Raw genomic sequence first — 25,051 nt, 5'->3', positions numbered from 1 at the left:
GCAGTGACCAGCGGCGTCCCTAGTCACCTTGCGTTAAGTGTGCGAATGGAGTGCCACGATGGTGGCATCCCGCCTCCCTATCGTGGGGGCATGGAACACGCCTACCGCTGCCCCGACTGCGGCGCCGACCACGACGAACCGGGCGAGGCCGTCCTCGGCCACCGGGTGCGCTGCCTGGATTGCCTGATCGAAATCGAGCTCGCGATCGAGCTCCAACTTCTCCCACATCCGCTCGCCGCTTAGTTCCGCTCCATGCAGGCCGCGTCGCGTACGTCGAGCGCGAACCGCCCCGCCATCCCTTCGACCGAGGTGTTGCTCAGCGAGACGAGCGTGCGCTGCCGCGCCGGATCGACGAACCAATGATTGCCGTAGACACCGCCCCATCGGAACGCGCCGCGCGAGAGCGGCGTCCGCGCCGCCGCAGGATCGAGCACGATTGCCGCGCCGAACCCGAAGCCGAACCCGGGTCCGCTGAGATCGACCGCCAGATCGCCGATCTGGTTTGAGGTCATCGCGCGCGCCCTCTCCGGCGTGAGAATCGGCGCGCCATCCGTGCGGATCGCTTCGAAGAACCGCACCAGATCGCGCGCGCTGCCGACCATCCCGGTACCGCCCGAGGGATAGGCGCCCGGTGCGAAGGCGCGCGCGGGAGAGAAGCGCAGCATCCCTCCGCCGGTGACGAACGGGACCGCGTCCGGCTCGCGCATCCGCCGCGGTTCGGGGAAATCGTCGGCGTAGGGCACTGCCAGACGCGCGACGTCGCGGACGGCGAACGCGGTGTCGCGCAATTCGAGCGGTCCGGTCACGAACGTTTCGACGACGTCGGGCAGGCTTGCACCCGCCGTCGCGGCGAGGAGCGCGCCGAGCACGTCCGTCGCGAGCGAGTACTCCCATCTCGTCCCCGGCTGACGCTGCAGCGGGACCGACGCGATGCGCCGGAGATTCTCGTCGAGCGGGAGCGCCGGCTGATCGAGTCCGTCGCTGATTCCCGCGCGTTCGTACGCCGAGCCGGGCGGCTGGAGAAACCCATAGCGCAGGCCGGCGGTGTGCGTCAGCAGATGGCGCAGCGTGATCGGCGGCGCGCTGCCGTCGATCGCGTGCGGCGCGAACGCGGGCAGCCGCCGGGCAACGAGGTCGTCGAGCGCGAGCACACCCCGGTCGACGAGCGCGAGCGCGGCGGCGGAGACGATCGGTTTTGTCAACGACGCGAGCCGGAACAGCGTGTCCATGCGCACCGGGCTGCGCGCTTCACGGTCCGCGAAACCGGCGGCCCGTTCGTAGACGATCGCGCCGCCCTGAGCGACGACGACGACGGTGCCGACGATGCGGCGCTCCGCAAGAGCGCGGTCGATTGCGGCGTCGAGACGCGCGGTCCGAGCATCCACGACAGTACCCGACGCGTATCGCCGGCGATCGGTTGCGCGTCGTCGCGGCGCGGGTCCCGCTGGGCCGGATATCCAAGGCCATCCCATGCACACGCGCGTCCAGCGGATCGCGGAGCGACGGATCGTCTTCGCGCCGGTGGCGAACGGGATCGCGGCGCTCGCGCCAGCGGGGCCGATCGCGCTGCTCGGTTCGCGCCGATCGCTGGCGCTCCTCACCGACGATGCGTTCGGCGGCGCGGCGGTGCACCGGTTCGACGGCGTCCGGCCGCACAATCCGCGCGCGACGGTCGATGCGGCACGCGCGCGCGTCGACGAGCACGGCTGCGCGAGCGTCGTCGCGATCGGCAGCTCGAGCGCGATCGATCTCGGCAAAGCAGTCGCGGACGGAAGCGGACTGCCGCTCGTCGCGATCCCAACGGCGCTCGGCGGCGCGGAGATGTCGCGCGGCTACGGCGTCCTCGAGGGCGACCGCAAAGCGACGGCGCGGGCCGCCGTCCCGCCGCAGGGCGTCATCTACGACGCATCGCTGCTCGCATCGCTCGCGCCGCGCGAACTCGCGTCGATCGGGATCAACGCTTGGGCGCACGCGATCGAGGCGGCGTACGCGCGGACGCCCCACGCGCTCGGCACCGCGGCGGCGCACGCTGCGGGCCGCCGCCTCCCGAGCCTGCTGCTGCGGGCGGCGGACCGGCGCGACGACGCGCTGCACGAGGCGTTCTTCGAAGCGGCGCACCTCGCCGGCTTCGCGCTCGACACGCGGTCGATGGGGATGCATCACGCGATCTGTCACGTCGTCGGCGGCCTGACGCAGATCCCGCACGGAATCGTCAACGCGATCGTCCTGCCGCATGCGATTCGCGCGAACGCACGTCTCGCGCCCGATGCCGTCGACGCGGTCGAGGCGGCGTTCGGGATCGGCGACCTCGCGACGCATGCCGAGGCGATCGCCGCTGCCTTCGCGCTGCCTCGGACGTTCGCGTCGCTGGACGCCCCGCACGACCTCGCGATGCGCGTCGTGCCGCGCGTGATGGAATCGCCGCTGCTCGACAACAACCCGGTACGTCCCGACGAGGCGACGGTCGCGCAGGTCGTCGCAGCGGCCGAGGGCCGCTGAGATGGTCGACGCGCAGTACGCGCCGATGGAGATGCGCGCGGTCGATGCGATCCCCGAAGGTCCGGCGTGGCAGTACGAGCCCAAGTGGGACGGATTCCGCGCGCTCGTGCACCGCGACGGCGACCGCGTCGCGATCACCTCGAAAAACGGCCAGCCCCTCGCGCGCTACTTCCCCGAGGTCGTCGCGGCGCTCGCCGCGCTCGGCGCCGACGGCTTTTCGCTCGACGGCGAACTCGTCGTCCCGGTCGCGGGCGCGTTTTCCTTTGATACCCTGCAGCAGCGGATCCATCCGGCGGCGAGCCGCGTGCAGATGCTCGCGCGGAAGACGCCGGCGCTCTACCTCGTCTTCGATCTGCTGCGCGAGGAGGGCGCAGACCGCGTCGGCGAGCCGCTCGAACGCCGGCGCGAAGCACTGGAACGGTTCATGCACGCGAACGCCGAGGAGCACGGGACGCTACGGCTGAGCCCGGCGACGCGCGACCGGGCCGTCGTCGACCGCTGGTTCGCCGAGGTCGGCGGCGCGCTCGACGGCGTGATTGCGAAACGGCTCGGCGTGCCGTACGCCAGCGGTCGGCGCGACGCGGCGGTGAAGATCAAAAAGCAGCGCACCGCGGATTGCGTCGTCGGCGGCTTCTGCTATGCGGCCGGCAGCACGGACCGCGTCGGCAGCCTGATGCTCGGGCTCTACGACGACGCCGGTCTGCTCGACTACATCGGATTCTGCAGCAGTTTCTCGACGGCCGAGCGGCGCGCGCTGCTCGAACGGCTCCTCCCGCACGCCGGCGGCTCGGGGTTCACCGGCGGCGCGCCGGGCGATGCGCCGTCGCGGTGGAGCCGCGACCCGGAGCGCGACCGTTCCTACGTCGCCCTGGCGCCGGAGCTGGTGCTGGAAGTCGGCTTCGATCAAGTGACGGGCGGCCGCATCCGCCACGGGACACGGCCGCTGCGCTGGCGCACGGACAAGGCGCCGCGCTCGTGCACGGTCGACCAGTTGGAGACCGCCGGGGCAGTTCTTTCCTTAATCCGCTGAACCGCGCGTTAACGGCTTGCCGCCCCGCGCCGATAGGGGAGGAGGTGGATCTCTTCGCTTGGTGGCGCCGTTCCCGCGCGGCCCGCATTCTCGCGGTCACTGCGGCAGTGTTTCTCGCCTTCGCCGCGACGCTGCTCGTGGTCGTGCGCACGGAGATCTCGCGGACGATCGAAGACGAGACCCGCGCGCGCGTCCAAACCGCGTCCGAGGTGCTGCGCGGCTTCGCGGACTCCGCCGGAGAGATGCACCTCTCGGCCGACGGCAAGTCGATGATGTTCGGCACGTCCGTCATCAACAACGACTTCACGATCGTCGATCGCGTGAAGCAGGTGACCGGCGCCGACGCGACCGTGTTCCAAATCATCGGCGGCAAACCGATGCGCATCTCCACCACCTTGATGCAGGACGGCAAACGGATCGTCGGGACCGAGCTCAAGGGTGTCGCGCGCGACGCGTTCGAGAACGGTCAGGACTACGACGGGATGAGCCTGGTCCTGGGTTTACCGTACATCAACCACTACGCGCTGGTGCACGATCCGCTCGGCAACACGATCGGGATCCTGTACGACGGGATTCCGCTCGCTGCGGAGCACGAAGCGATCGCGCGCGCCTTCACCTCGATCCTCATCATCGCCCTGATCGCGATCGCGGTCGTCCTGGGCCTGCTCTGGCTGGTCGTCCGCCCGCTCGCGTCGATCTCACGGCGGCTCGCACGCGACGCCGAGGCGCTTGCCGAGGGCCGCGTCGACGACGTGAGACCGCGCGGCGGCGACGACGAGCTCGGCCGCATCGCGGAATCGTTCGGCGAGCTCATCGTCTACCAGCGCGCAATCGCCGACGTCGCCGCCGCGATCGCCGACGGCGATCTGTCGCGCTCGGTGAACGCCGCCGGGAGCGGAGACCGCCTCGGCAACGCCGTCGCTCGGATGACCGAAACGCTGCGCGAGATCGTGATCGAACTCCAGCAATCGTCGGGCGAACTCGGCGAACACGCTCACCCCCTCGACGGCGCGGCGACGCGCTCGGCCGAGATCGTGGGAGGGGTCGGCGTCGCCGTGCGCGAGCTCGCGGCAGGCTCCGCCGATCTCTCCACCGCCGCGGAGACCTCGAATGTCATCGTGCGGCAGTTCGAGGCCGCGATCGACGGGATCGCGCGCGGCGCCGTCGACCAGGCGACGCAGGTGCGGGCCGCATCGAACGACGCGCAGCGGATGACCGCCGACGTCGAACGCGTCGCGGAGATCACCGCCGATCTCGCTTCAGCCGGTCAGCAGACGCGCACGACCGCGCAGAGCGGCGCCAAGGCGGTGCATGAGACGATCGCCGACATGACGGAGATCCAGCGCGGCGTCGCGCTCGCGCTCGAGAAGATCGCGAGCTGGGCGAACTCTCGACGCGCATCGGCGTCGTCGTCGAGACGATCGACACGCTGACCGACCAGACGAACCTGCTCGCACTCAACGCGGCGATCGAAGCGGCGCGGCTGGCGAGCACGGCCGCGGCTTCGCCGTCGTGGCCGACGAGATCCGCAAGCTCGCGGAATCGGCATCGCGTCAGACGCGCGAAATCGGCGGCCTGATCGTCGACGTGCAGCGACGCACGCGCGAGGCCGTCGCCGCCGCCGAGGCCGGCGCGACGATCGCGAATCGCGGCTCCGCGCGCGTCGGCACGGCGAGCGCCGCACTCGACGCGATCATCGGCGCCGTCGACCGCACGGTCGAGCGCGTCGGCGACATCGCGGAGGCGATGCGCGAGATGGCCGACGGCGCGCGCAGCGTTGGCTGGTCGATGGATTCGATCAACGCGGTCGTCGAGCAGAACTCGACCGCAACAGAAGAGATGGCGTCGCAGACCGGCGAGCTCGCCCGCGCAATCGGCGCGATCGCCGCGACCGCCGACGAGAACGTGCGGAACACGAACGAAGTCTCCACCTCCGCCGAACGCATGGAAGACGACGCGGCGCACGTGCGTGCCGAAGCGCTCATGCTCGACGAGACCGCGAGCCGCTTGCGCGGGCTGGTCTCGCGCTTCCGGATCGGCGGCGACGACGCATTGCCGCACGACGGCGAGCGCGAACATCTCGCGCTGACGTCCGAATCATTCACCGCGGTCACCGCGCACCGCAACGGTTCGCATTAGGGGCGCTGCCGAGTATATTTCTTTCGCGCGATTACGCATACGATCGAATCGATATGCGCATTTGTGAATAGGAGCGATCGCGGTTGTGAACGCTGAACGATCGGACGATGCGCGAGAAGTCCTGATGCGTTGTACTGCAGGTATGATGTCTTCTTTCCCGCACCACGCTCGACCCGAGCCCGAGCGTCGTACCGAACTTCGGCAAGCCGCGGCGGCGACGGCGGCGCTGCTCGTGCTTTTCTCCGTCTTCGCGTTCGCGCCGCGGCGCGATGCGTCAAAAGTCGTCGCCGGGGTTCCGTGCTCGATTCTCTCCGAACAGCAGATCAGCGAGACACTGGGGACGCCGATGCGCCTGATGCCGACCAGCGGTACGATCTGCCAGTACGTTTCGACCGGCGGCGCGGAACGCACGCTGTTCGTCGTCGCACGTCACGCTGCGCTCCCGCCCGATGCCGCCCGCGGAGTCGCGGTGCGCGGGATCGGCGACGGGGCGATTCGCGTCGCCGGAACGACCTACGTGCGGTATGGCCCGCGCTGGTTCGCCCTGATCGCGATCCCGCAGGCGGGCGGCATCGCGTCGGCCTTTGCGGTCGAGATGCGCTTGGCGAAACGAATCGATCGCCCGCTGATCGCGCGCATGCACTGATGGCGTCTGTCACGCTGAGCCTGTCGAAGCGCCGGACCAATTCGTGCACGAACGCGGCTGCGCTTCGACAAGCTTAGCGTGACGAGGGCTTCGCGCGCTGGGCACCGGCGGTTATGCCCTCGAGGTAGCGCGAAAGATCGACGCGTCCGGTCGCAGCTTTCAGCGGTGACCACAAGTCGCCGACCTGTACGAACCGGTCGCGGACGTTGTCCAGGCGGAAGTCTTCGATCTCGATGCCGGCGGCGATCTCGTCCCAGGTCACCGGCGTGGAGACGGTCGCGCGCGGCTTGGCGCGCACGGAGTACACGGAGGCCAGGGTCTTCCCCCACGCGTTCTGGTTGTAGTCGACGAGGACGCGGCCCGACGGACGCTTCGCGATCCGGTACTCCGCGGTGACCTCGTCCGGATAGACACGTTCCATCGTCTGCGCGAACGCTTTGGCGAAGGTCCACACCTCTTTCTGCCGCGGGCCGCGCACGATCGGCACGTAGACGTGGATCCCCGACGATCCGCTCGTCTTCGCGTACGCGGCGATCCCGAGATCGGCGAGCGCGTCGCGCACGTGCAGCGCGACTGCGCGCACCGTCGCGAACGGCGTCGAGCCGTCCTTCATCGGATCGAGATCGAAATGCAGGTAATCGGGCCGGTCGGTATCGTCACAGCGCGAGTACCACTCGTTGAGATCGATGCAGCCGAGGTTGATCACCCACAGCAGCGACGCGAGATCGTCGATGATCGGGAACGCGATCACGCTCCCGGAGCCGTGTTCGATCGAGCACGTCTTCAGCCACGGCGGCGCGTTGGCGGGCGTCCGCTTCATGTAGAAGAAATCGCCGGCGGCGCCATTGGGGTATCGCTTCATCACCTCGGCGCGTCCGCGCAGGTGGGGGACGAGCAGCGGGGCGACGTCGGCGTAGTACTGCAGCAGATCGCCCTTGGTGGCGCCCGTCTGCGGGAAGAACACCTTGCCGAGGTTCGTCAGGGTGACGTCCCGGTCGCCGGCGCGCACGACGGCGTCGGCGCGGTCGCGAGGAATCGCGAACGCTCCAGGCTCAATCCGCTCCGTCGTGTTTCGCGTCATCACCGCCAACTTAAACGGCATCCGGGCCGCGGCCCGCAAAGGCTTCTTCCGCTGGATGGACGCCCAGGCGCCGGACGTCGTCTGCCTGCAGGAGACGAAGGCTCAGGAGCACCAGCTTCCGCCCGAGGCCCTCGACCTCGCGCACTACCACTCGGCCTTCGTCGACGCGCAGAAGAAAGGGTACAGCGGCGTTGCGATCTACGCCAAGCGCGAACCGTTGCGGGTCGTGCGTGGTACCGGGATGGACGACATCGACGGCGAGGGCCGCTTCGTGCGCATGGACTTCGAGGGCGGCTTGTCGGTCGCGTCGCTCTACGTCCCGTCGGGCACGTCGGGGCCGGCGCGCCAAGCCGTCAAAGAGAACTTCCTAGACCGCTTCATCGCTAACCTCGCGCAGATGAAGAACGAGGGGCATCCGTTCATCATCTGCGGCGACTACAACATCGCGCACCTCGACATCGACGTGTTCAGCGTCAAGTCGTGCAGCGGTACGACCGGTTTTCTGCCGCAGGAGCGCGCGTGGTTCGACGACGTGGTGGAACGCGTCGGCTGGGTCGACGCGTTCCGCCTGGTCAATACTGCCGTGAAGCAGTTCACGTGGTGGTCGGGCTGGAAAGGCGCGTGGGAGAACAATCTCGGCTGGCGGATCGACTACCAATTGATCACGCCCGATCTCGCGCCGCGCGTTCGCGCGGCGACGATCTACCGCCACGAACGCTTCTCCGATCACGCGCCGGTGACGATCGACTACGACCTCTGAGCGCTCAGCTGCTCTTCTTGCGTCCGCGGCGATTCGGGTTCGGGGGCACCTTCTTCCCTTCGGCTCGCGCCTCGGAAAGCCCGATCGCGATCGCCTGCTTGGGGTTGGTGACCTTGTGCCGGGAGCGTCCGCTGCGCAATTCGCCGCGCTTCATCTCGTGCATCTCTTCGCGCACGCTCTCCGACGTGCCGCGGCTGTACTTCCGGCGCGACGCGGCCTTCTTGCGGCCGGTCGTCTTCTTGCGCGCCCCCGTGGACTTCTTGCGCGTGCCGGCGGCTTTTCGTGCGCCGGTTTTCTTGCGCGCGGTCGTCGTTTTCTTGCGCGAGGCCGAGGTCTTCCAGGTCGCCTTCTTTCGAGTCGTACGGGTGGCCATTGGCACCTCCTTGGATCGAAGCATACCCCCGCATCCCCGACCGTGAATCGCACGCGACGCGACCGCAACTTGCTCCCGAACGCCGCGACCGTGCAAGGCCCTGAGAAGCTGCCGTAACGGGAAACATCGGGCACCGCCGCGGGTTGAATGCGTCACGATGATGATGATGCTGCGCGCGGCCGCATCCGCGGCGCTGCTGGCGGCGACCGCGAGCCCCCTAGCGGCAACCGCCGCGACGACCACGACGGCGCCGCCGGCGCACTACCGGTTCGAAACGCGCCTGGCCGATCGCTTCTCCGCGGGCGCATACGGCGGGACGCTGATGTTGACGATCTACCCAAATGGGATCGTGCAGGGGCTGTACCGTCCCGATGACGGCTCGTACCGCACGGTCACCGGCGGTCTCGACGGACAGAATATCTGGCTCGACATCGGCGCAATGGGCCGGCTTCACCTGACCGGCACGTTCAAAAACGGCGTGCTCGACATGGTCGCCGCGATCCCCGGACCCGATACCTATACGTTCCAGTCCGTCGGCGCCGCGAAGCGCACCGACCGACGGCATCCGTCGCCCCGCGGTGGGGTCGGCGACGGCATATTGCTAATTTGCTAAGCGCCTCATACAATGGCATCATCCTCCCCGGAGCTTCGCCATGCCGCCGACCGACCTGACGTCATCGACGATCGACCGCGATGCGATCGCGCACGTCGCCGCTCGTATCGCACCGTACGTGCGGCAGACACTGACAATCGAGATCAGCGGCAGCGACGTCGGGGTGACGGGCACGACGCTGACGTCAAGCTCGAGCAGCTGCAGCATGCCGGATCATTCAAGACCCGCGGTGCGTTCGCCAACCTGCTCACGCGCCCGATCCCGGCTGCCGGCGTGGTCGCCGCATCGGGCGGCAACCATGGCGCGGCGGTCGCCTACGCAGCGATGTGGCTTGGGATTGCGGCAAAGATCTTCGTTCCGCGGATCTCCTCGCCGGCCAAGATCGAGCGGATCCGCGCATACGGCGCAGCGCTCCAGGTCGGCGGCGACGGCTACGCCGACGCGCTCGCGGCGAGCGAACGAGGGGTCGCAACGTCCGGTGCGCTCCCCGTCCATGCCTTCGACGACGTCGAAACCATCCTTGGACAAGGCACGCTCGCGCGCGAGTTCGAGGCGCAGGCGCCGCAACTCGACACGATCCTCGTGTCGGTCGGCGGCGGCGGCTTGATCGCAGGGATCGCTGCATGGTACGGGTCGTCCGTGCGCGTGATCGGCGTCGAACCGGACGGCGCGCCATCGCTCACGCGGGCGCTCGAAGCCGGCGAACCGGTCGACTCGCCGATGGGCTCGATCGCGGCCGATTCGCTCGCCCCGCGCCGAACGGGCGCCCGTTCCTTGCCGATCGTGCAGCGCCACGTCGATCGCATCGTGCCCGTCGACGACGACGCGATCCGCGGCGCGCAGCGCACCTTGTGGGACGCGTTGCGCGTCGTCGCGGAGCCGGGCGGCGCCGCCGCGTTCGCAGCGCTGCTCGCGGGAGCGTATCGCCCGGCAAACGGTGAGCGGGTCGGGATCATCATCAGCGGAGGCAACACCGTTGCCGTCGACTTCGCGCGCTGACGCCGGCGTCGCGGCGGCGCTTCGCGCGCTTGCCAACGACCGCCGGCTGCAGATCCTCACGTGGCTCAAAGACCCGGTCGCGAACTTCCCGCCGCAAATCGACGGCGATCTCGTCTCTGACGGCGTCTGCGGCCTGTTCATCGCCGAGAAGCTCGGCGTGAGCCAGCCGACGGCGAGCGAACATCTCAAGGTCCTCGCGCATGCCGGCCTGGTCCGCGGCAAGCGCATCAAGCAGTGGACGTTCTATCGCCGCGACGAGAAACGCATCCGCGAACTCAAGCGCGCGATCGTGAGCGAGGTCTAGGCATGCCGGCAGCGAAGCCGGCGGCCGCTATTTGTCTTCGCCGCTGAAGTCGACGAGGACGGCGTACTCCCCCGAAACGGACGAGCAGTCGCGGGTCTCGCTGCGATAGTGCGAGAGTCGCGTCGCCCGAAGTGCTGCCGCATCGATCCACGGATTCCCGCTGGTGCGCATCACCGATGCGTATTCCAGCCGTCCGCCGGGATTCAGACCGATGCGAATTGCGGTTGCTCCTTGTACGTTCTGTCCTGCCGCAATCCCCGGCAGCTCCGCATCGGCCGCGGCCAGGATCGACGCGGGGGCGCCCGCCGCGGAGCAGCGCACCGTGGCGCTGACCGTCTGCGTCGCATTTGGTATCAGGGTGAGCGTTGCCGCCGAAGCTACGGACGGCGCTGCCAGAATGACGCCGCCGCCGACGGCAAGCGCCTTGATCAACTGTGTCATGGTCGACTCCTTCGCGAACACCGAGGTTCGCGGGCCAAACATAACGGCAAAGACTGTCGGATCGAATACGCGGTCGGGCGCCGGGAATCGACATTCCTGTCGAAACGCTTACACGATCTTGGAGCGCTACGTGCCAGGCAACGGCACGAACCGTCCCTTCCGGTAGCTCGCCCCAAAGTACACCTGCGCGCTTTGGATGCGCCCGCCGCGTACCTCGACGAAATCGGCGTTGGAAAATGTCGTCGCGTCGACGAGCGCAGCGCGATACGAGACAAAAGCATCGTCACGAACGACGGCCACGCGTTCGATCTCGAACACCTTGAAACGGTCCCCGTGCGGAAAACAGCGCTCGAAGTAGGCGGCACGGTCGATCCTGTCGTCGTACGGGCTCGTAAACGTGAACCCGTCTGCAATCAGCGCATCGGCGCGCGCACGATCTCCCTCGAGGAACGCGGCGTAGAGGGCACGCACGGTCGCCTCAACGTGCTCGGCATCGGCTGTCGTCATGCGCGGGATTGTACCGCGCCTTGAGGTGCGTTACGCCGGACAGGTCAAGTTGATGCGATAGTTATAGCCCGGCGTCTTCAGCTTCCAGAACTTGGCGGAACTTCCGGCGGCTGCGCGATATGCCGTCACGTCGAACGTCACCAACAGTTTCACGGGCTTGTTGCTTGGATCGAGCGTGGCCCCCGACAAGAACGACTGCGTGTACGTGAACTGTCCCGACGCCGGGAAGGTGTGGAAATCGAGCTGCTGCTGATTGAGCGAGCCGCGCGTCGTGTCGGTCGCGGTCAAGGTGTCGCCGTTGGCGAGTCCAAGGACCAGATCTTGCTTGCGCGTGTCGACCGGGGAGATCCCCGCGTACGACGTGCCGTTGGCCCACTGCATCGTGACGTCCCAGCCGTTCACCGCATCACCGGCCGGGTGGAATGCAACGTTCGTGACCCGAACGCGCCAGACGCAGTTGAACATCCACTGGTTCATGCATCCGTCCTGCGCCGGAGCCTGCGTCGAACCACCCTGCGCCGTAGGCGCTCCCTCGGCGAGCGGCGGCGCGATGAGCAACGAAGCGGAAACCGAGAGCAACAGCACGACGAGAATGCGCACAACACTCATGAAGGACGCCTCCGTACGGGTGCCGGGATGGGGCACGAGATTCTCTCCACGAGTATCCCTGTGTTGCCGGCCCAACGAAGCGGCCAAAAGTACGGGCCATCGGGACGCAGGTCCCGCCCTTCCCTCCGCATCTCCCGCAAATTTGCCGGTGACAATGAAGCCGCTGGAATCAGCAGTCATTGTACCGTTTCCTCTCCAGGCCTTTATCGGGAATCGGCGCGCCGTCGACGCATACGTGACAAGCCTCATTCCACGCCGGGAAGCGCTTGATATACGAGGCTGCGTTTTCGAAACGTTGGGGATCTTCGTCGGGCAGAGTCCCTATAATTGATGTAAATTCAGCGGGCGGGTAGCCACCGCTCCGGTTCGAAGATTGACGTTGACAACACTTCAATCGAAAGGACCGGAACGGTGGCCGATTACGATCTTACCCTATCCCGCGACGCGATTCCAGCGTTGCTCGATCAACCTGCGGCGCTCGGGAAGCTCGTCGAAACGATTTTGAACCAAGTGCTCGAGGCGCAGATGCGCGATCATCTGGGCGCCGAGCGGTACGAACGCTGTCAAGAACGGGAGGGCTATCGGAATGGGTATCGCGATCGACAGCTCTCGACCCGCGTCGGATCGCTGGTCCTGCGCGTGCCGCAAACGCGCGACGGCAGCTTCTCAACCGACATCTTTGAGCGTTATCGCCGCAGCGAACAAGCCTTTGTCGTGGGCCTGATGGAGATGGTCGTCAACGGCGTCTCGACGCGGAAGGTCACGCGGATAACCGAAGGTCTGTGTGGGACGTCGTTTTCGAAGTCGACGGTCAGTCGCCTCGCGAAGGCCCTTGACGAGCCGGTCGCGGGATTCTTGAATCGTCGGCTTGATGCGGCGTACCCGTTCATCATCGTTGACGCGCTCTTTACGAAGGTGCGCACCGACAAGAGCGTCGTCAGCAAAGCGCTCCTCATCGCGAGCGGCATTCGCGCTGACGGATACCGAGAAATCCTTGGTCTTTCGATCGGCGATTCGGAGAGCTTTGCGACGTGGAACGAGTTCTTTCGCGGCCTCAAAGCACGCGGCTTGCACGGCGTCGACGTTGCCGTCTCCGACAATCACTCGGGCTTACGCGAGGCGATCGCCAAGCAATTCGTCGGCGCGACATGGCAGCGCTGCCAGTTCCACGTGATGAAGAACTTGCTCGATCACGCGCCCAAGAAAGAACGCGAAAACGTAACCGCTGCAGCTCGGCTGATCTTTCTCGCAACTGATCGCAAAGAGGCTGAGCGTCGATATGCGGAATTCATGGCCCGCTTCGCAGAAACAGCGCCGAAGTCGTGCGTGTGCTTGGAAGGAGCGTTCGAAGACATGTTTGCGATCTTGCCGCTGCCGGAGAAATATCGTCGGCGACTGCGCACGAGCAACATGCAAGAGCGGCTCAATGAAGAGATTCGTCGCCGGGAGAAAGTCATTCGCATTTTCCCAAACGACGCCGCAGCGATTCGCATGGTCGGCGCGTTACTCTCCGAGCAAAACGACGAATGGTTAAGCCGAGCCTACTTCGACATGACCGAATACTTCGAATGGAAAGCAACGACGGTGGCCAAGCCGGCCGCCGTAAAACGAGACAGACGAGCAGCCTAACTTACGCGAACGACGAACCGGAATTACAGCAGATTTGGGACTTGACTTCTTCGGTCGAGCAGTCCGATTGCGGTGTCGCAGGCGTTGCAGAGCAGGCCCCTCACCTGACCGCGGTCGTGGTCATGATCGACGCAGAGATACTGCAGGAATGATTCGTCGTGAATGACTTTCCGCGCCGCAACGCAACGGCTCCAGTGGCGAAGAAAGATCGCGCATTTCTGGTTTTGCTCTTCCAACAGATTCTCAAGTCGTTCCAAAGACGCAGCGTAACGACGAAGAACGTAAGAGCGGAGCATTTTCATCTTCTGACTGTGCTGCGGTGATGATACTCACGACCCCGTTTGTTGTGACAAGGAACGCAACGACTCGCACCGCTCTGAAGGAGTATTTTCAGTGATCCGCATGATGCGCACGCTGCCGAACGGAGGCGACCCATTATGCTACTTTCGCAAAGCTTTCAAAGGCGTCCTAGGACAGCACAACGTTGTCGCGATGGTGCGCACCAAACCGCGGACCGCAGAACTCGCTTCAGTAAGAGGCGAACAACGGAAACGAGAAAGCCCCGCCGTCGTTTTAAGGAGGCGAGGCTTCGAGAAATTGCCGAGAGTGAGAATCGAACTCACGACACCAGGTTTTTCAGACCTGTGCTCTACCAACTGAGCTATCTCGGCGTTGGCGCGACCGACCCAGATTCGGCGGGCGGTCGACGCTCCCTCTCACGACGGGTCGGACCGCGACCGGGGCGCTTCTAAAAGACGCGGCCCGCGCGCAGCACCGGCGTGCATGCTGCCACGGTGAGCGGGTGGCAGAACAGGAAGCCCTGCACCACATCGCAGTCGAGCGCGCGCAGGCGCTCGTGCTGAGCCTGCTCCTCGACGCCCTCGGCGACGGTGCGCACGCCGAGGCCACGGGCGAGCGTCGTCACGGCGCGCACGACGGCGCAGTCGAACGTGCCGTTCAGCACATCGGCGACGAACGTGCGGTCGATCTTCAGCATGTCGACCGGGAAGCGCTTGAGAAACCCGAGCGACGTGTAGCCCGTGCCGAAGTCGTCGATCGAGACGCGGACGCCGAGATCGCGCAGCGCGCGCAGCAGCCGCGCCGCCGCCGCGACGTCACGCATGATCGATGACTCCGTGATCTCCAGTTCGAGGCACGATGCGGCGACGCCGTGCCGCGCGAGCAGGTCCGCCACGAGCGGCGGCAATGCGTCGCTCTCGAACTGCCGCGCCGAGACGTTGACGCTCACGCGAACCGACGGGATTCCGAGATCCGACCACTCCCGAACCTGCGCGATCGCGCGATCGAGCACCCACGCGCCGATCTCTTCGATCAATCCGAACTCTTCGGCGACCGGGATGAACCGGTCCGGCGACACGATCCCGTGCACGGGATGGCGCCAGCGCAGGAGCGCCTCGACACCGTGGAGCGCGCGCGTCTCGATGTCGTACATCGGCTGGTAGTACAGATCGAACTCGTCACGCGCGATCGCGCCGTGCAGATCGCGCCGCATCAGCACCCGCTCGATCGATGAGGAGACGCCCTGCGAGCGATACCAGCGCGCGTTGTTGCGCCCCAGGCGCTTTGCTTCGAACACCGCAGCCTCGGCCGTGCCGATCAACGCCGGCACGTCGCTCGCGTCGTCCGGCGCATGCGCGACGCCCACGCTGGCGGTGAGGAAGACCGGTTTCTCGGCGACGGTAAACGGCATTGCGAACGTCGCGAGCGCGCCGTCGACCGTATCGCGCGCGATCTCCTCGCGGTGCTCCACGCGCAGCAGCACGAACTCGTCGCCGCCGAAGCGCGCCAGCACCGCATCCGGGCACGCATCGCGCAGGCGGCGCGCGATCTCGCGCAGCACGGCGTCGCCGGCGGCGTGATCGCCGAGTTCGTTGATGACGTGAAAGCGGTCGACGTCGAGGAACAGCATCACGACCGATGCGCCGTCGCGTTCCGCTTCCGCAAGCGCAGTGCGGGCGAGGCGCTCGAAGGCGGCGCGCTGCGGCAAGCCGGTGACGGGGTCGCGATCGTCGGACGTCGATCGTCCGTCGCGCTCAAGCGTGATCGCGACATACCGCCGGTCGTACGGTGGCAGCGCCAGCGGATCGACGGCGATGCTGCCCGCCCCGAAGAGCATCCGGCCCGAGCGCTGCAGCAGCACCGCCGCCGCCAGCTCTTCCGCTTCTTCTCCGTCACGCACAAACGGCAGGTCCGCGAGGGGCCGGCCGATGAGGTCGGGCCGCGTCGCATAGACCACCGGCAGCATCTCATCGTCCGCGCTGACGACGACGAGATCGTCGCGCGTCCGGCGCAGCGTCTCGTCGAGCAGCATCGTCTCCGCGCGCGTGCGTCGCAGCAGCGCGGCCCGCCCGGCTTCGCGCAGCGCGCGCACGACGGCGTGGCCGAGGCGCAGCATGTCGCCCGGCGCAACGACGTCCGCCGCGCCCAGGTTCATCGCTTCGCGCATCGCGTCGGCGTCGGCATCGGCGACGACGATCACGGGCAGATCGTCGCGGGCGACTTGCAGTTCGCGCAGCAGATCCCGGAACGAGCCGTCGGCGACGTCGTTGCCGACCAGCGCGACGTCGGCGCCTTCGCGTTGGAGCACCGCGAGCGCATCCCGCAGCGTCGGCGCGTAGCGTTCGTCGAGCGAGAGGTCGTCGCGGAGAGTCCGGGCCCACTGCGAGGCGGCGCCGCCGTCGCCCGTGACGAGCAATGCCCGCACGTGCTTCCGCGCCATCGTCGCTCCGTAGGAGTCCACGGACTTCCATGTTCGCCAAGCAGCCGACCAATCGCCTCTGTGGCGCTCAACGAAGCGGACAACGGCGCTCGAGCGCTCTCAGGCGCGGCGGTGACGCCGCCACGGCAAGGCGATCATCTCGACCGCATCGACGATCGCCGCGAGCGCGAAACCGAGCAGCGAGACCGCGACCAGCGCGGCGTAAAGGCGCTCGACGTCGAGCAGCTGCTGCGCGTTGAAGATCGCGAAGCCGAGCCCGACGCGCGTCAACTGGTATTCCGCGGCGACCGCGAGCACGATGGCGATCCCGATGCTCAGCTTCAAACCGGCGTAGATGTTCGGGAGCGCGCCGGGGAGCAGCACGCGGAAAAAGAACGATACCGGGCGAATGCGGTACGCGCGCGCGACGTCGAGATAGATCGTCTCGATCTGCCGCACGCCGGCTTCGGTATTGATCGCCATCAGGAAGAACACGCCGACCGCGACCGCCGCCCATTTCGCCGCTTCACCGGTCCCGAAAATGAAGTAGAACAGCGGCAGGATCGCGATCTTCGGAATCGGGTAGAGCAGCGCGATCACCGGCTGGAAGTACGCGCGCACGTAGCGGTTCATCCCCATCAGCAGGCCGATGATCGTGCCGGGGATCCCGCCGATGACGAGTCCGACCATGAGCCGCGAGAGCGTCCACAGCGCGTTCGTAGCGAGTTCGCCGCTTGCCGCGTAGGCAACGAAGTTTGCGGCGATCGCGGTCGGCGGCGGAAACAGACCGGGGTTGAGCAGCCGCGTCGATACCGCAACTTGCCACAAGACCAAGAGCGAGAACGGCGCGGCGATGTTGAGCCAGCGGACCCTCATCGCAGCAAGTCCCAGATGCGCACGACGAGCTCGCCGAAGCCCGGTTCCGCGCGGATCGCAACCGCATCGCGCGGACGCGGAAACGGCACCGGGATCACGGCCTTGATCGTCCCGGGACGCGCGCTCATCACGACGACGCGGTCGGCGAGCGTGACCGCCTCTTCGATCCCGTGCGTGACGAAGACGACGGTCTTCGGCGAGCGCTCCCACAGCCGCATCAACTCGTTGGCGAGTCCGACGCGCGTCTGCTCGTCGAGCGCGCCGAACGGTTCATCCATGAACAGCACCGGCGGATCGGTGACGAACGCGCGCGCGACCGCGGCGCGCTGCTTCATCCCGCCGGAGAGTTCGTGCGGCCACGCGCGCGCGTAGTCGCCCAAGCCTACCAGCGCGAGGACGTCGGCGACGCGACGCTGGATGTCGGCGCGCGGCACGCCGAGCGAGTCGAACGCGAACGCGACGTTCTCGCCGACGCGCATCCACGGAAAGAGCGACGCTTCCTGAAAGACCGTCGCGCTCGGGAGCGCGCTCGCCGCCGGCGCCGCGCCTTCGACCGCCGCGTGCCCTTCGGTCGCCGTGTCGAGCCCGGCGAGGATGCGCAGCAGCGTCGATTTGCCGCAGCCGCTGGGGCCGACTATCGCGACGAACTCACCGTCCGCGATGTCGAGGTTGGCGTCGTCGAGGGCGGTCGTTCCGCTCGGGTAGCGTTTCGTCAGGTGCTCGATCGCGATCGACGCCACGGTCGGCCAGGTTCGCACAAGCGAACGCCGGACCTCGTTTCCGAGATCCGGCGCTGCGACTGGCGACGTTGATGGGGCTCGAACCCACGACCTCCGCCGTGACAGGGCGGCGCTCTAACCAACTGAGCTACAACGCCATCGAGCTCATGGTGGGCACGGTTGGGATTGAACCAACGACCCCCCGCGTGTGAAGCGGATGCTCTCCCACTGAGCTACGCGCCCACGGCCTCGACGACGAACCGACGTATTCTAAAGCACCGGGTCCGCCCCTGTCTAGTGCAAGTGGGTAGAAGGCGCTCATGCTGCCGACCGAAGGCCCCGATGCGGCCAAGGCTGCCGGGCTTCGCTACACGACCGATGCAATGCCGGGGATCAAGCGAATCAAGCGGCGCGGCGGCTTCGCCTACGTGACGGCCGACGGCGCGCCGGTGACCGGCGCCGGCGAACTCGCGCGTATCCGCTCACTTGCCGTTCCGCCCGCCTATACCGACGTGTGGATCTGCCCGCTCCCCAACGGACACCTGCAGGCCACCGGCCGCGACGCGCGCGGTCGCAAGCAGTATCGTTACCACAAACGCTGGCGCGCCGTGCGCGACGAGAACAAGTTCGACCGGATGATCGCGTTCGCGAAGGCCCTGCCGGCGATTCGCGAAGCGGTGCATCGCGACATGGGGCGGCCGGGGCTGCCGCGCGAAAAGGTACTGGCGACAATCGTCTCGCTGATGGAGCGCACGGCGATCCGCATCGGCAACGACGAATACGCGCGCGAAAACGATACCTTCGGCCTCACGACGCTGCGTGAAGAGCACGTCGACGTCGCGGGCGCCACGGTGCGCTTCACTTTCCGCGGCAAGAGCGGGAAGAATCACGAGATCGCGGTGCGCGATCGCCGGATCGCGGGGATCGTGAAGCGCGCCCAGGATCTGCCGGGACAGCAGCTTTTCGAATACCTCGACGACGACGGCGCTGCGCGTCCCGTGCGTTCCGACGATGTCAACGCCTACGTGCGCGACGTCGCGGGCGGCGACTTCACCGCGAAAGATTTCCGCACGTGGGAAGCGACGATGATGTGCGCGCTGTACCTCGCCGCCGTCGAGGCTGCTGAACGCACGCAGAGCGAACGCAAAGCCCAGATCGCCGAGGCCGTCGCGCGCGTCGCCGAACACCTCGGCAACACGCCGACGGTCTGCAAGAAGTCGTACATCTATCCCGGCGTGATTGAGACGTTTCTCGCCGACGGCGCGCTGCCGCTGATCGAGCGCGCCGTCAGAACCACGTCGCCGCACGCGCTCGACCGCCACGAACGGGCTGTCGTGGCATTGATCGAACGGCTCGTTGCGGCCGAGGCGGAGCCGCTGGCGGACGTCCTCGCGCGCTCGGTGCGGGAGCGGGCGAAGCGCAAGCGCCCGGGTGCGAAAAAGGCCGCATAAGCGGGTAAGCGGCGGGCATGCGTATTCTTCTCATGGCCGCCCTTTTTGCGGCTCTCCCCTTGGGCGCGACGGTCGCCGCACTCGCGCCGGCTCAGGCCGCGCCCGTCGGCTCGTCGTGGGTCGAAGGCACTCTCGTCCACATCTCGACCAGCAACGTCAAAATCAAAGACGACAAGACCGGGAAGGAAGTCAGCTTCCTCCTCGTGCCGCACTTCGATCAGGTCTTCTCCGGCGACGGAAAGACGACGTACCAGATGAAGAGCCTGAAAAGCGGACAGCTCGTGAAGGTCTTCTACGACCAGAAACTGCTCGGCGCGCGTCATGCCGACCGCATCCTGGTGCTCAACCGCAGCCAGGCCGCGGTCAAACAGCAAAAGGGCTAAACGCCCTCTCCCTGCGGGAGCCGGGAGGCAAAAGCTACGGCGTGGCCGCCCGGTTCTCGCACCACGATCTCGTGCATCCCGAAGGACGTCCTGCGTGGCGGAACGATGACGTCGGCATCGGCGACCTGCGGGATGATGATCTCCACGCTGCTCACGTTGACGTAGAGCATCGCCGCGCCGCGGCCCGAGATCGCCTCGTTCATCGACCGCGCCGCGTCATCTCCGAAGTCGGCGATCACGCTCGCATGGGACTGCACCATGATGGTGACGTCGTCTTTCTCGAGCATCACGAACCCCAGCGCGCCCTCGTGCTCGACCTCCGCGGTCTGGGCGAAGCCGAGACGATCGCGGAAGAAATCACGCGTCGGCTCGACGCGCTCCACGATCAGGACCGGGGCGACCGATTCGTAGCGCAGATGCATCTCAGGCCGCCTGCCGTTCCGCGAGCACGTCGACGCCGAGTGCGATCATCACCGCACCGGCCGCCGCATCGACCGCCCGCATCACGCGCGGGCTGCGCAGCAGCCGGCGGCTGAGCACACCGGCACCGATCGCGTAGGCGACGTCGCACACGAAGCCGAGTGCCGCAAACGTCGCGCCGAGCACCAAGATCTGCAGTGCGACCGGTGCGCCGCCGGCCGTCACGAACTGCGGCAGAAACGCCGCGAAGAACACGATCACCTTCGGATTCGTGACGTTGGTCAGGAACCCGCGCCGAAACGCGTCGCTTCCCGCTGCGGGCTCCGCATGCCGGCCACGCGCGCCGCTGCGCAGCGCCGCGATCCCGAGCCAAATCAAATAGCCGGCCCCGGCGACGCGCAGCACGTCGAACGCGAGATGCGACGCCGCAAAGAGCGCCGAGAGCCCGAGCGCAGCCGCCGCGACGTGCACGATCATCGCGCTTTGGATTCCGCGCACGGCTTCGAACCCGGCCCGAACGCCGCCGCGGGCCGCGGTCGCAACGACGAACAGCATGTCGGGGCCGGGGCCAGGCAGATCGCGACCGTCGTCGCGACGAACAGCGTCCACGCGTGCAAGTGCATCGTTCGATACGACCGAGACGCGACGGCGCCGGTTGCGCGGCGGCTACGCGGCTGCCGGCGCCTCGCGGCTGACGCGGCGCTCGTCGATCGGCAGTTGGATCACCACGCCGAACAGCGCGACCGCCAGCGAGATCACCCACATCAGGTTGTAACTCCCGGTGCGGTCGACGATCACGCCGCCCAGCCACGCGCCGCAGAACGCGCCGATCTGATGGATCAGAAACGCGACGCCGAAGAGCGTCGAAACCCATTGCAGGCCGAACTTCTCGGCGATCACGCCGGTCGTCGGCGGAATCGTCGAAAGCCACAGCAATCCCATCGCCGCCGAGAACGCGATCACCGAGACCGTGCTGATCGGCACCGCGACGAACGCGAGGATCGCGACGAAACGCAGGCCGTAGATCGACGAGAGAATGAAGCGTTTCGGATACCGGTCGGAGAGCCGGCCGCTGAGGTAACTGCCGATGACATTGAACCCGCCGACGATCGCGAGCGCCGCCGCCCCGAGCGCCGGCGCGAGGCCGGCTCGCGCGACGATCGCCGGCATGTGCGTCTGAAAGAACGCGAGGTGGAAGCCGCAGACGAAAAAGCCGGCGGAGAGCAGCCAGTAGCTCGGAACGCCGAACGCCTCGCGCACCGCGTCTCGCAGCGTCTGATGCGCGCGTGCCGGCACGGCAGCCGGCTCGCGGAGCATGAATCCGAGCGGAACGATCGCGATGCCGACCGCGGCGAGGCCGACCAGCGCCGTGAACCACCCGGCCGCGCCGATCGCGATCTGCGCGAACGGCGGATAAAACAATTGCCCGAGCGATCCGGCGGCCCCGAGGATCCCGAGCGCGGCGTTGCGGCGCTCAGGCGGAACCAGCGATGCGACCGGACCGATCAGCACGCCGAACGAGGTCGCGGCGAGCGCGAACCCGAGCAACGTCCCGCCGCCCCATGCGAACAGCGTGCGATCGTGGGTGGTCGCCATCAGCCCGAGGCCCAGCGCATAGGAGATCCCGCCGGCCGCGACGGTCAGGCGCGCGCCGAACCGGTCCGCGAACGCACCGACGAACGGCTGGACGATCCCCCACACGAGATTCTGCAGCGCGAAGGCGAGCGCGAACACGCCGGCGGGCCACCCGCGCACGGCCTCCAGCGGTGTGATGAACAGCCCCAGACACTGCCGCACGCCGTACCCGACGGAGAGCGCGATGCAGGCGGCGAGCAGGATCCGCAACCCAGGACGATCCTGCATGCACGGTGTATTTACACCGTTGTGGCACATTCCTTCGGCCCCGATACCGAGCCGCGCTGCGTCTGCGGCGCGCTCCGCCGGGCCAACCGTGCCCTCACCCGGCATTACGACGAGCATCTGGCGCCCGCGGGGTTGACGATCGCCCGCTACTCGCTGCTCACCACGCTGGAGCGGCTCGGCACGCCGACGCTGGCCGCGTACGCACGCGATCTCGCGATGGACCGCACGACGCTGCTGCGCAACCTGCGGCCGCTCACCGAGGAAAAACTGATCGCCGTCGAGCCGGCGCGCGGCGGCCGCGCGAACGTCGCGCGGCTCACCGCCCGCGGCGCCGCGGCGCTCGCGCGCGCGCGGCCCTACTGGCGCAAGGCGCAGGAGACGCTCGCGCAGCGGGTGCGAGCGGAGGACGTCGAACGCGTCCTCGCGCTCGCCAGCGCGCTTAGCGGCTGACCCGCGCCGCGGAGTGGATCTGGGTCGGCGTGGAAACGGTCTGCTGCGTTCCCGCGCCGGCCGGCTTCGCACCGGACTCGGCGATCGAGACCAGCTCGTTGAACGCGGCCCAGGCGAACGTGACCTGCGGCTGCAGGCCGTAGCCCCACGTCGGGTTGGCGAACGTGTCGACGTGCGTGCCGCCCGAGACGAGGTACTGCCAGTACATCGACGATTTTCCGGCCGCCTTCACGGCGTTGAGATACGGCGTGAAGTTGTTCTGCGGTGTGATGAACATGTCGTTCGCGCCGGCGATCGACACCAGCGGCTTGCCGATGTTTCCGGTGTGCGCGAACGGCGCGATCGCCGCTTTGCCGGCAGTGCTGAGCACGTAGTTCTGACGCGCAACCGGATCGGCGAGACCGCTCACGCCCGCCGACGGCGTCCCCGGCAGACGCGTCGGGTTCGCAGGGTTGGGCGTGAACGACGCCGTCGACGGCAGGGTCGACGTCGCCGCCGGATCGATAAGCAGCGCGTACACGAACAGCGTCAGGTCGGAGTAGAACGACGCCTGTCCCGAATAGTATTCGAGCCACAGCGACGGATGCGCCGCGCCGGCGCCCTTGACGTCGGCGGGATACCCCAGCGCCTGGATCTGCGCCGCGATCGTCGCGTCGCTGAAGTTGCTGGCGACGTAGCCGGGCATCAGTTTGAGAAAGCCCGGCAGATACGTGAGGATGTTGAGGTTCTGCGACCAGTACGGTCCCGACCAGTCGACCCCGCCGTCGACGATCTCCGGATGCTGCTCGAGCAGCGAGCGCACCTCGGCGCCGCCGTTGGAGAGGCCGACAACGTAGGTCTTGGTCGGCGTCTTGTAGTTCTGCGTCAGATACGCTTGCGCGGCGAGGATCAAGTTGTAGAACTCGGTGTTCCAGCCGTTGATCGGCTTTTTTGCCGGGTAGATCTCGCTCAGCCGGAACGAGAACTTCGCCGTCTCGAGGCCGGCGAGATCGTAGCAGACGGGCCAGCTGATGTTCGGGTTCGGACTCGCGCTGATCGGTTCGACGATCGCGTTGAACGGCAGCGCTTTGTTGCTGCTCGCGTACGCGTAGCCGTTCGCGAGCAGAAAGTCGCTCCAGATTGCGTCGTTCGCGAACTCGCTGCGCTGCGACGGCGTCCCGGCCACGACGAGCTTGCCGTTCCACGCGGTGGGGACGCGGATGACGTAGCGATTGTCGGTCCCCGTCGAGCCGAAGAATTGCACGCCCGGAATCGGCGCGGTCGCCGGCGACGGAGGGTTGCCGGGGAGGATCAGCGCGGCCGCATCGCCGGCCGGATCGAAGCCGGCCGCCGCGTTGCTGGCCGGAACCGGCGCGAAGCCGTAACGCAGGTCGGACGAGCTTCCGGCGCCGACGCCGACGGTCGGGAGCAGCGGTCCGTTTCCGGACGCCCCGCTCGATGTCGTGCAGCCGGCGAGACCGATCGCCGTCGCCCCATACAGAAAATCGTTGCGTTTCATGGCGAAAGAAGCTCCCTCCAAACCCCGAGCAGTGCGGCTTTCGTTTCCTGACGGGATGCGTTCTCCCGCCGCCCAGACGTGCATTATTCTGCTTGACCAACCAAGCGTTGCACGGGAAAGGGGTTTGACGCGGAGCCCGCGCATCGGGTAGACTCACGGCTTGGAACCTGGGCGGCTAGCTCAGTGGGAGAGCGCCACATTGACACTGTGGAGGTCAGAAGTTCAATCCTTCTGCCGCCCACCACGATCGAGAACCGCGCAGAGATGCGCGGTTCTCGCATTTCGGGCTTCGGCTACGGAGCGAGACCGTGCGAGACGAGGCGCGCGAGCCCGTAGGCGGCGCCGGCGGCGATCGCGCCGATCATCCACGCCTGCAGCGCGCCGGCGACCACCGGGGTGGCGAGGACGCGCGCACGCACCGCCCCGAAGCCGATCAGCGCGACGGACGTCGTGACGATCGACCACAGCAGCGCGTCGTGCGCGTTGGCGATGAAGACGTAGGGCGCGAGCGGGAAGATGCCGCCGAGGACGTAGCCGCCGCCGACGAGGAAGGCGCTGCGCGGCGCGGCGCGCTCGTCGGGCTTCTCGAGGCCGAGTTCGTTGCGCATCATGAACTCGACCCACTGCTCGCGGTCGCTGGCGATCTCGTTGACCACCCTCGTGAGCACCGGTTCGCGAACGCCGTAGCCGTGCAGGATCTGCGCGACCTCCGCCTTCTCTTCTTGGGGGATCTCGTGCGTCTCGTTCATCTCGCGCGCGTATTCTTTGTGATAGTGCGCGACCTCGGAGCGCGCGGCGAGGTAGCCGCCCAGACCCATCGAGATCGCGCCGGCGACGATCTCGGCGAGCCCGGCGGTGAGGACGATGCCGCTCGCGGCGACGGCGCCCGTCACGCCGGCGGCGATCGCGAAGGGGACGGTCAGCCCGTCGGCCATCCCGAGGACGAGGTCGCGGATCGTCTGCGTCCCGGCTCCGTGGCGTTCGTGTTCGGCGGCTTGAATCACCGAGGCAGTGTACCGGACGACGCCGATCTTGTCACGGC

General features: G+C 67.4%; 28 protein-coding genes, 4 tRNA genes and 1 pseudogene. 15 read left to right on the top strand and 18 right to left on the bottom strand.

The features are described from left to right. Positions 1-90: 90 nt before the first annotated feature. Positions 91-243, top strand: coding sequence for a hypothetical protein (locus WPS_RS06425; RefSeq protein WP_317997013.1), 153 nt, complete (start codon positions 91-93; stop codon positions 241-243). Here the strand turns inward: WPS_RS06425 and WPS_RS06420 are convergent. Then, positions 240-1,385, bottom strand: a complete 1,146-nt coding sequence (locus WPS_RS06420) for a serine hydrolase domain-containing protein (RefSeq protein WP_317997012.1) — start codon at positions 1,383-1,385, stop codon at positions 240-242. The two genes, WPS_RS06425 and WPS_RS06420, sit on opposite strands and share 4 nt — an antisense overlap. A gap of 85 nt (positions 1,386-1,470) precedes the next feature. Here WPS_RS06420 and WPS_RS06415 point away from each other — a divergent pair, with 85 nt between their 5' ends. The 5 genes and pseudogenes from WPS_RS06415 (at position 1,471) to WPS_RS06395 (ending at position 6,314) form a co-directional block, all read left to right on the top strand. Next, the gene (locus WPS_RS06415; RefSeq protein WP_317997011.1) at positions 1,471-2,499 is read left to right on the top strand and encodes an iron-containing alcohol dehydrogenase; all 1,029 of its coding nucleotides are present in this window, start codon (positions 1,471-1,473) and stop codon (positions 2,497-2,499) included. 1 nt (position 2,500) lies between these two features. Continuing rightward, entirely contained in the window at positions 2,501-3,529 is a 1,029-nt protein-coding gene (locus WPS_RS06410) for an ATP-dependent DNA ligase (RefSeq protein ID WP_317997010.1), read from the top strand. Between the two features lie 44 nt (positions 3,530-3,573). Continuing rightward, entirely contained in the window at positions 3,574-4,962 is a 1,389-nt protein-coding gene (locus tag WPS_RS06405; protein ID WP_317997009.1) for a methyl-accepting chemotaxis protein, read from the top strand. Continuing rightward, positions 4,908-5,668, top strand: a pseudogene (locus WPS_RS06400) (methyl-accepting chemotaxis protein). Before WPS_RS06405 ends, WPS_RS06400 begins: the two are co-directional and overlap by 55 nt. A gap of 85 nt (positions 5,669-5,753) precedes the next feature. After that, on the top strand, positions 5,754-6,314 hold the full coding sequence (locus WPS_RS06395; RefSeq protein WP_317997008.1) for a hypothetical protein: 561 nt from the start codon (positions 5,754-5,756) through the stop codon (positions 6,312-6,314). 73 nt (positions 6,315-6,387) lie between these two features. Here WPS_RS06395 and ligD read toward each other — a convergent pair whose 3' ends face one another. Further along, the gene (ligD, locus tag WPS_RS06390; protein WP_317997007.1) at positions 6,388-7,395 is read right to left on the bottom strand and encodes a non-homologous end-joining DNA ligase; all 1,008 of its coding nucleotides are present in this window, start codon (positions 7,393-7,395) and stop codon (positions 6,388-6,390) included. Between ligD and WPS_RS06385 the strand changes: the two genes are divergently transcribed. Then, on the top strand, positions 7,382-8,155 hold the full coding sequence (locus tag WPS_RS06385) for an exodeoxyribonuclease III (protein ID WP_317997006.1): 774 nt from the start codon (positions 7,382-7,384) through the stop codon (positions 8,153-8,155). The two genes, ligD and WPS_RS06385, sit on opposite strands and share 14 nt — an antisense overlap. A gap of 4 nt (positions 8,156-8,159) precedes the next feature. Here WPS_RS06385 and WPS_RS06380 read toward each other — a convergent pair whose 3' ends face one another. Then, positions 8,160-8,528 (bottom strand): DUF6496 domain-containing protein, encoded by a 369-nt coding sequence (locus WPS_RS06380; RefSeq protein ID WP_317997005.1) that lies wholly within the window; start codon positions 8,526-8,528, stop codon positions 8,160-8,162. Positions 8,529-8,685: 157 nt separating this feature from the next. Between WPS_RS06380 and WPS_RS06375 the strand changes: the two genes are divergently transcribed. Genes WPS_RS06375 through WPS_RS06365 form a run of 3 tightly spaced genes read left to right on the top strand, consistent with a single transcriptional unit; the run spans position 8,686 to position 10,444 of the window. Next, positions 8,686-9,141 carry a hypothetical protein gene (locus WPS_RS06375; protein ID WP_317997004.1) on the top strand — a complete coding sequence of 152 codons (456 nt, stop codon included), beginning with the start codon at positions 8,686-8,688 and terminating at the stop codon, positions 9,139-9,141. A gap of 12 nt (positions 9,142-9,153) precedes the next feature. After that, positions 9,154-10,140 carry a serine/threonine dehydratase gene (locus tag WPS_RS06370; protein WP_317997003.1) on the top strand — a complete coding sequence of 329 codons (987 nt, stop codon included), beginning with the start codon at positions 9,154-9,156 and terminating at the stop codon, positions 10,138-10,140. After that, a complete protein-coding gene (locus tag WPS_RS06365; RefSeq protein ID WP_317997002.1) occupies positions 10,118-10,444 on the top strand; it encodes an ArsR/SmtB family transcription factor in 327 nt (108 codons plus the stop codon). The genes WPS_RS06370 and WPS_RS06365 overlap by 23 nt, the downstream gene beginning before the upstream one ends. 27 nt (positions 10,445-10,471) lie before the next feature. Here the strand turns inward: WPS_RS06365 and WPS_RS06360 are convergent, their stop codons facing one another. The 3 genes from WPS_RS06360 to WPS_RS06350 form a co-directional block, all read right to left on the bottom strand. After that, a complete protein-coding gene (locus WPS_RS06360) occupies positions 10,472-10,906 on the bottom strand; it encodes an energy transducer TonB (RefSeq protein ID WP_317997001.1) in 435 nt (144 codons plus the stop codon). Between the two features lie 105 nt (positions 10,907-11,011). Then, positions 11,012-11,356: a nuclear transport factor 2 family protein gene (locus WPS_RS06355; protein WP_317997000.1), complete on the bottom strand. Its 345-nt coding sequence runs from the start codon at positions 11,354-11,356 to the stop codon at positions 11,012-11,014. A 66-nt stretch (positions 11,357-11,422) separates the two neighbouring features. Then, complete coding sequence (locus WPS_RS06350; RefSeq protein WP_317996999.1) at positions 11,423-11,869, bottom strand: potassium-transporting ATPase subunit C; 447 nt, start codon at positions 11,867-11,869, stop codon at positions 11,423-11,425. Between the two features lie 543 nt (positions 11,870-12,412). Here WPS_RS06350 and WPS_RS06345 point away from each other — a divergent pair. Then, positions 12,413-13,630, top strand: a complete 1,218-nt coding sequence (locus WPS_RS06345; protein ID WP_317994492.1) for an IS256 family transposase — start codon at positions 12,413-12,415, stop codon at positions 13,628-13,630. A 23-nt stretch (positions 13,631-13,653) separates the two neighbouring features. Here the strand turns inward: WPS_RS06345 and WPS_RS18120 are convergent, their stop codons facing one another. From WPS_RS18120 to WPS_RS06315, 7 genes are all read right to left on the bottom strand, one after another. Then, positions 13,654-13,926: an endonuclease domain-containing protein gene (locus tag WPS_RS18120; protein ID WP_405054939.1), complete on the bottom strand. Its 273-nt coding sequence runs from the start codon at positions 13,924-13,926 to the stop codon at positions 13,654-13,656. 302 nt (positions 13,927-14,228) lie between these two features. Then, positions 14,229-14,301, bottom strand: a tRNA-Phe gene (locus WPS_RS06340). Positions 14,302-14,378: 77 nt separating this feature from the next. Beyond that, the gene (locus WPS_RS06335) at positions 14,379-16,391 is read right to left on the bottom strand and encodes a putative bifunctional diguanylate cyclase/phosphodiesterase (RefSeq protein ID WP_317996998.1); all 2,013 of its coding nucleotides are present in this window, start codon (positions 16,389-16,391) and stop codon (positions 14,379-14,381) included. A 78-nt stretch (positions 16,392-16,469) separates the two neighbouring features. Further along, the gene (locus WPS_RS06330; protein WP_317996997.1) at positions 16,470-17,225 is read right to left on the bottom strand and encodes an ABC transporter permease; all 756 of its coding nucleotides are present in this window, start codon (positions 17,223-17,225) and stop codon (positions 16,470-16,472) included. Further along, a complete protein-coding gene (locus tag WPS_RS06325; RefSeq protein ID WP_317996996.1) occupies positions 17,222-17,965 on the bottom strand; it encodes an ABC transporter ATP-binding protein in 744 nt (247 codons plus the stop codon). The genes WPS_RS06330 and WPS_RS06325 overlap by 4 nt, the downstream gene beginning before the upstream one ends. 60 nt (positions 17,966-18,025) lie before the next feature. Then, positions 18,026-18,102 (bottom strand) — tRNA-Asp (locus WPS_RS06320). Between the two features lie 10 nt (positions 18,103-18,112). Further along, positions 18,113-18,187: transfer RNA gene (locus tag WPS_RS06315), tRNA-Val, on the bottom strand. 77 nt (positions 18,188-18,264) lie between these two features. Here WPS_RS06315 and WPS_RS06310 point away from each other — a divergent pair. Together WPS_RS06310 and WPS_RS06305 are read left to right on the top strand one after the other, a co-directional pair. Further along, complete coding sequence (locus WPS_RS06310) at positions 18,265-19,395, top strand: DNA topoisomerase IB (protein ID WP_317996995.1); 1,131 nt, start codon at positions 18,265-18,267, stop codon at positions 19,393-19,395. Between the two features lie 59 nt (positions 19,396-19,454). Continuing rightward, positions 19,455-19,778 carry a hypothetical protein gene (locus WPS_RS06305; protein ID WP_317996994.1) on the top strand — a complete coding sequence of 108 codons (324 nt, stop codon included), beginning with the start codon at positions 19,455-19,457 and terminating at the stop codon, positions 19,776-19,778. Here the strand turns inward: WPS_RS06305 and WPS_RS06300 are convergent. The 3 genes from WPS_RS06300 to WPS_RS06290 are packed head-to-tail and all read right to left on the bottom strand — an operon-like array spanning position 19,775 to position 22,061. Then, positions 19,775-20,200: a VOC family protein gene (locus tag WPS_RS06300; protein WP_317996993.1), complete on the bottom strand. Its 426-nt coding sequence runs from the start codon at positions 20,198-20,200 to the stop codon at positions 19,775-19,777. The genes WPS_RS06305 and WPS_RS06300 overlap by 4 nt on opposite strands. A gap of 1 nt (position 20,201) precedes the next feature. Next, the gene (locus WPS_RS06295) at positions 20,202-20,807 is read right to left on the bottom strand and encodes a LysE family translocator (RefSeq protein WP_317996992.1); all 606 of its coding nucleotides are present in this window, start codon (positions 20,805-20,807) and stop codon (positions 20,202-20,204) included. A 57-nt stretch (positions 20,808-20,864) separates the two neighbouring features. Continuing rightward, positions 20,865-22,061 carry an MFS transporter gene (locus tag WPS_RS06290; protein WP_317996991.1) on the bottom strand — a complete coding sequence of 399 codons (1,197 nt, stop codon included), beginning with the start codon at positions 22,059-22,061 and terminating at the stop codon, positions 20,865-20,867. A gap of 21 nt (positions 22,062-22,082) precedes the next feature. Here WPS_RS06290 and WPS_RS06285 point away from each other — a divergent pair, with 21 nt between their 5' ends. Next, a complete protein-coding gene (locus WPS_RS06285) occupies positions 22,083-22,511 on the top strand; it encodes a MarR family winged helix-turn-helix transcriptional regulator (protein ID WP_317996990.1) in 429 nt (142 codons plus the stop codon). Here the strand turns inward: WPS_RS06285 and WPS_RS06280 are convergent. Continuing rightward, on the bottom strand, positions 22,501-24,009 hold the full coding sequence (locus tag WPS_RS06280; protein ID WP_317996989.1) for an alpha/beta hydrolase: 1,509 nt from the start codon (positions 24,007-24,009) through the stop codon (positions 22,501-22,503). The genes WPS_RS06285 and WPS_RS06280 overlap by 11 nt on opposite strands. A 169-nt stretch (positions 24,010-24,178) precedes the next feature. On the opposite strand from WPS_RS06280, the gene WPS_RS06275 reads away from it, so the two are divergent. Beyond that, a tRNA-Val gene (locus tag WPS_RS06275) sits at positions 24,179-24,253 on the top strand. Positions 24,254-24,302: 49 nt separating this feature from the next. On the opposite strand, the gene WPS_RS06270 is transcribed toward WPS_RS06275, so the two are convergent. Continuing rightward, complete coding sequence (locus WPS_RS06270; protein ID WP_317996988.1) at positions 24,303-25,013, bottom strand: VIT1/CCC1 transporter family protein; 711 nt, start codon at positions 25,011-25,013, stop codon at positions 24,303-24,305. Positions 25,014-25,051 lie beyond the last annotated feature (38 nt).

The organism is Vulcanimicrobium alpinum, from assembly GCF_027923555.1.
Lineage (GTDB): Bacteria > Vulcanimicrobiota > Vulcanimicrobiia > Vulcanimicrobiales > Vulcanimicrobiaceae > Vulcanimicrobium > Vulcanimicrobium alpinum.
This window is presented reverse-complemented; position numbering and strand designations above follow the sequence as displayed.

Excerpts from the sequence above, each read along its gene's own strand:
- WPS_RS06425 (WP_317997013.1), top strand. The coding sequence starts at position 91 with ATGGAACACGCCTACCGCTGCCCCGACTGCGGCGCCGACCACGACGAA.
- WPS_RS06415 (WP_317997011.1), top strand. The coding sequence starts at position 1,471 with ATGCACACGCGCGTCCAGCGGATCGCGGAGCGACGGATCGTCTTCGCG.
- WPS_RS06410 (WP_317997010.1), top strand. The coding sequence starts at position 2,501 with ATGGTCGACGCGCAGTACGCGCCGATGGAGATGCGCGCGGTCGATGCG.
- ligD (WP_317997007.1), bottom strand. The coding sequence starts at position 7,395 with ATGACGCGAAACACGACGGAGCGGATTGAGCCTGGAGCGTTCGCGATT.
- WPS_RS06380 (WP_317997005.1), bottom strand. The coding sequence starts at position 8,528 with ATGGCCACCCGTACGACTCGAAAGAAGGCGACCTGGAAGACCTCGGCC.
- WPS_RS06375 (WP_317997004.1), top strand. The coding sequence starts at position 8,686 with ATGATGATGATGCTGCGCGCGGCCGCATCCGCGGCGCTGCTGGCGGCG.
- WPS_RS06370 (WP_317997003.1), top strand. The coding sequence starts at position 9,154 with ATGGCATCATCCTCCCCGGAGCTTCGCCATGCCGCCGACCGACCTGAC.
- WPS_RS06350 (WP_317996999.1), bottom strand. The coding sequence starts at position 11,869 with ATGAACCAGTGGATGTTCAACTGCGTCTGGCGCGTTCGGGTCACGAAC.
- WPS_RS18120 (WP_405054939.1), bottom strand. The coding sequence starts at position 13,926 with ATGCTCCGCTCTTACGTTCTTCGTCGTTACGCTGCGTCTTTGGAACGA.
- WPS_RS06330 (WP_317996997.1), bottom strand. The coding sequence starts at position 17,225 with ATGAGGGTCCGCTGGCTCAACATCGCCGCGCCGTTCTCGCTCTTGGTC.
- WPS_RS06310 (WP_317996995.1), top strand. The coding sequence starts at position 18,265 with ATGCTGCCGACCGAAGGCCCCGATGCGGCCAAGGCTGCCGGGCTTCGC.
- WPS_RS06300 (WP_317996993.1), bottom strand. The coding sequence starts at position 20,200 with ATGCATCTGCGCTACGAATCGGTCGCCCCGGTCCTGATCGTGGAGCGC.
- WPS_RS06290 (WP_317996991.1), bottom strand. The coding sequence starts at position 22,061 with ATGCAGGATCGTCCTGGGTTGCGGATCCTGCTCGCCGCCTGCATCGCG.
- WPS_RS06280 (WP_317996989.1), bottom strand. The coding sequence starts at position 24,009 with ATGAAACGCAACGATTTTCTGTATGGGGCGACGGCGATCGGTCTCGCC.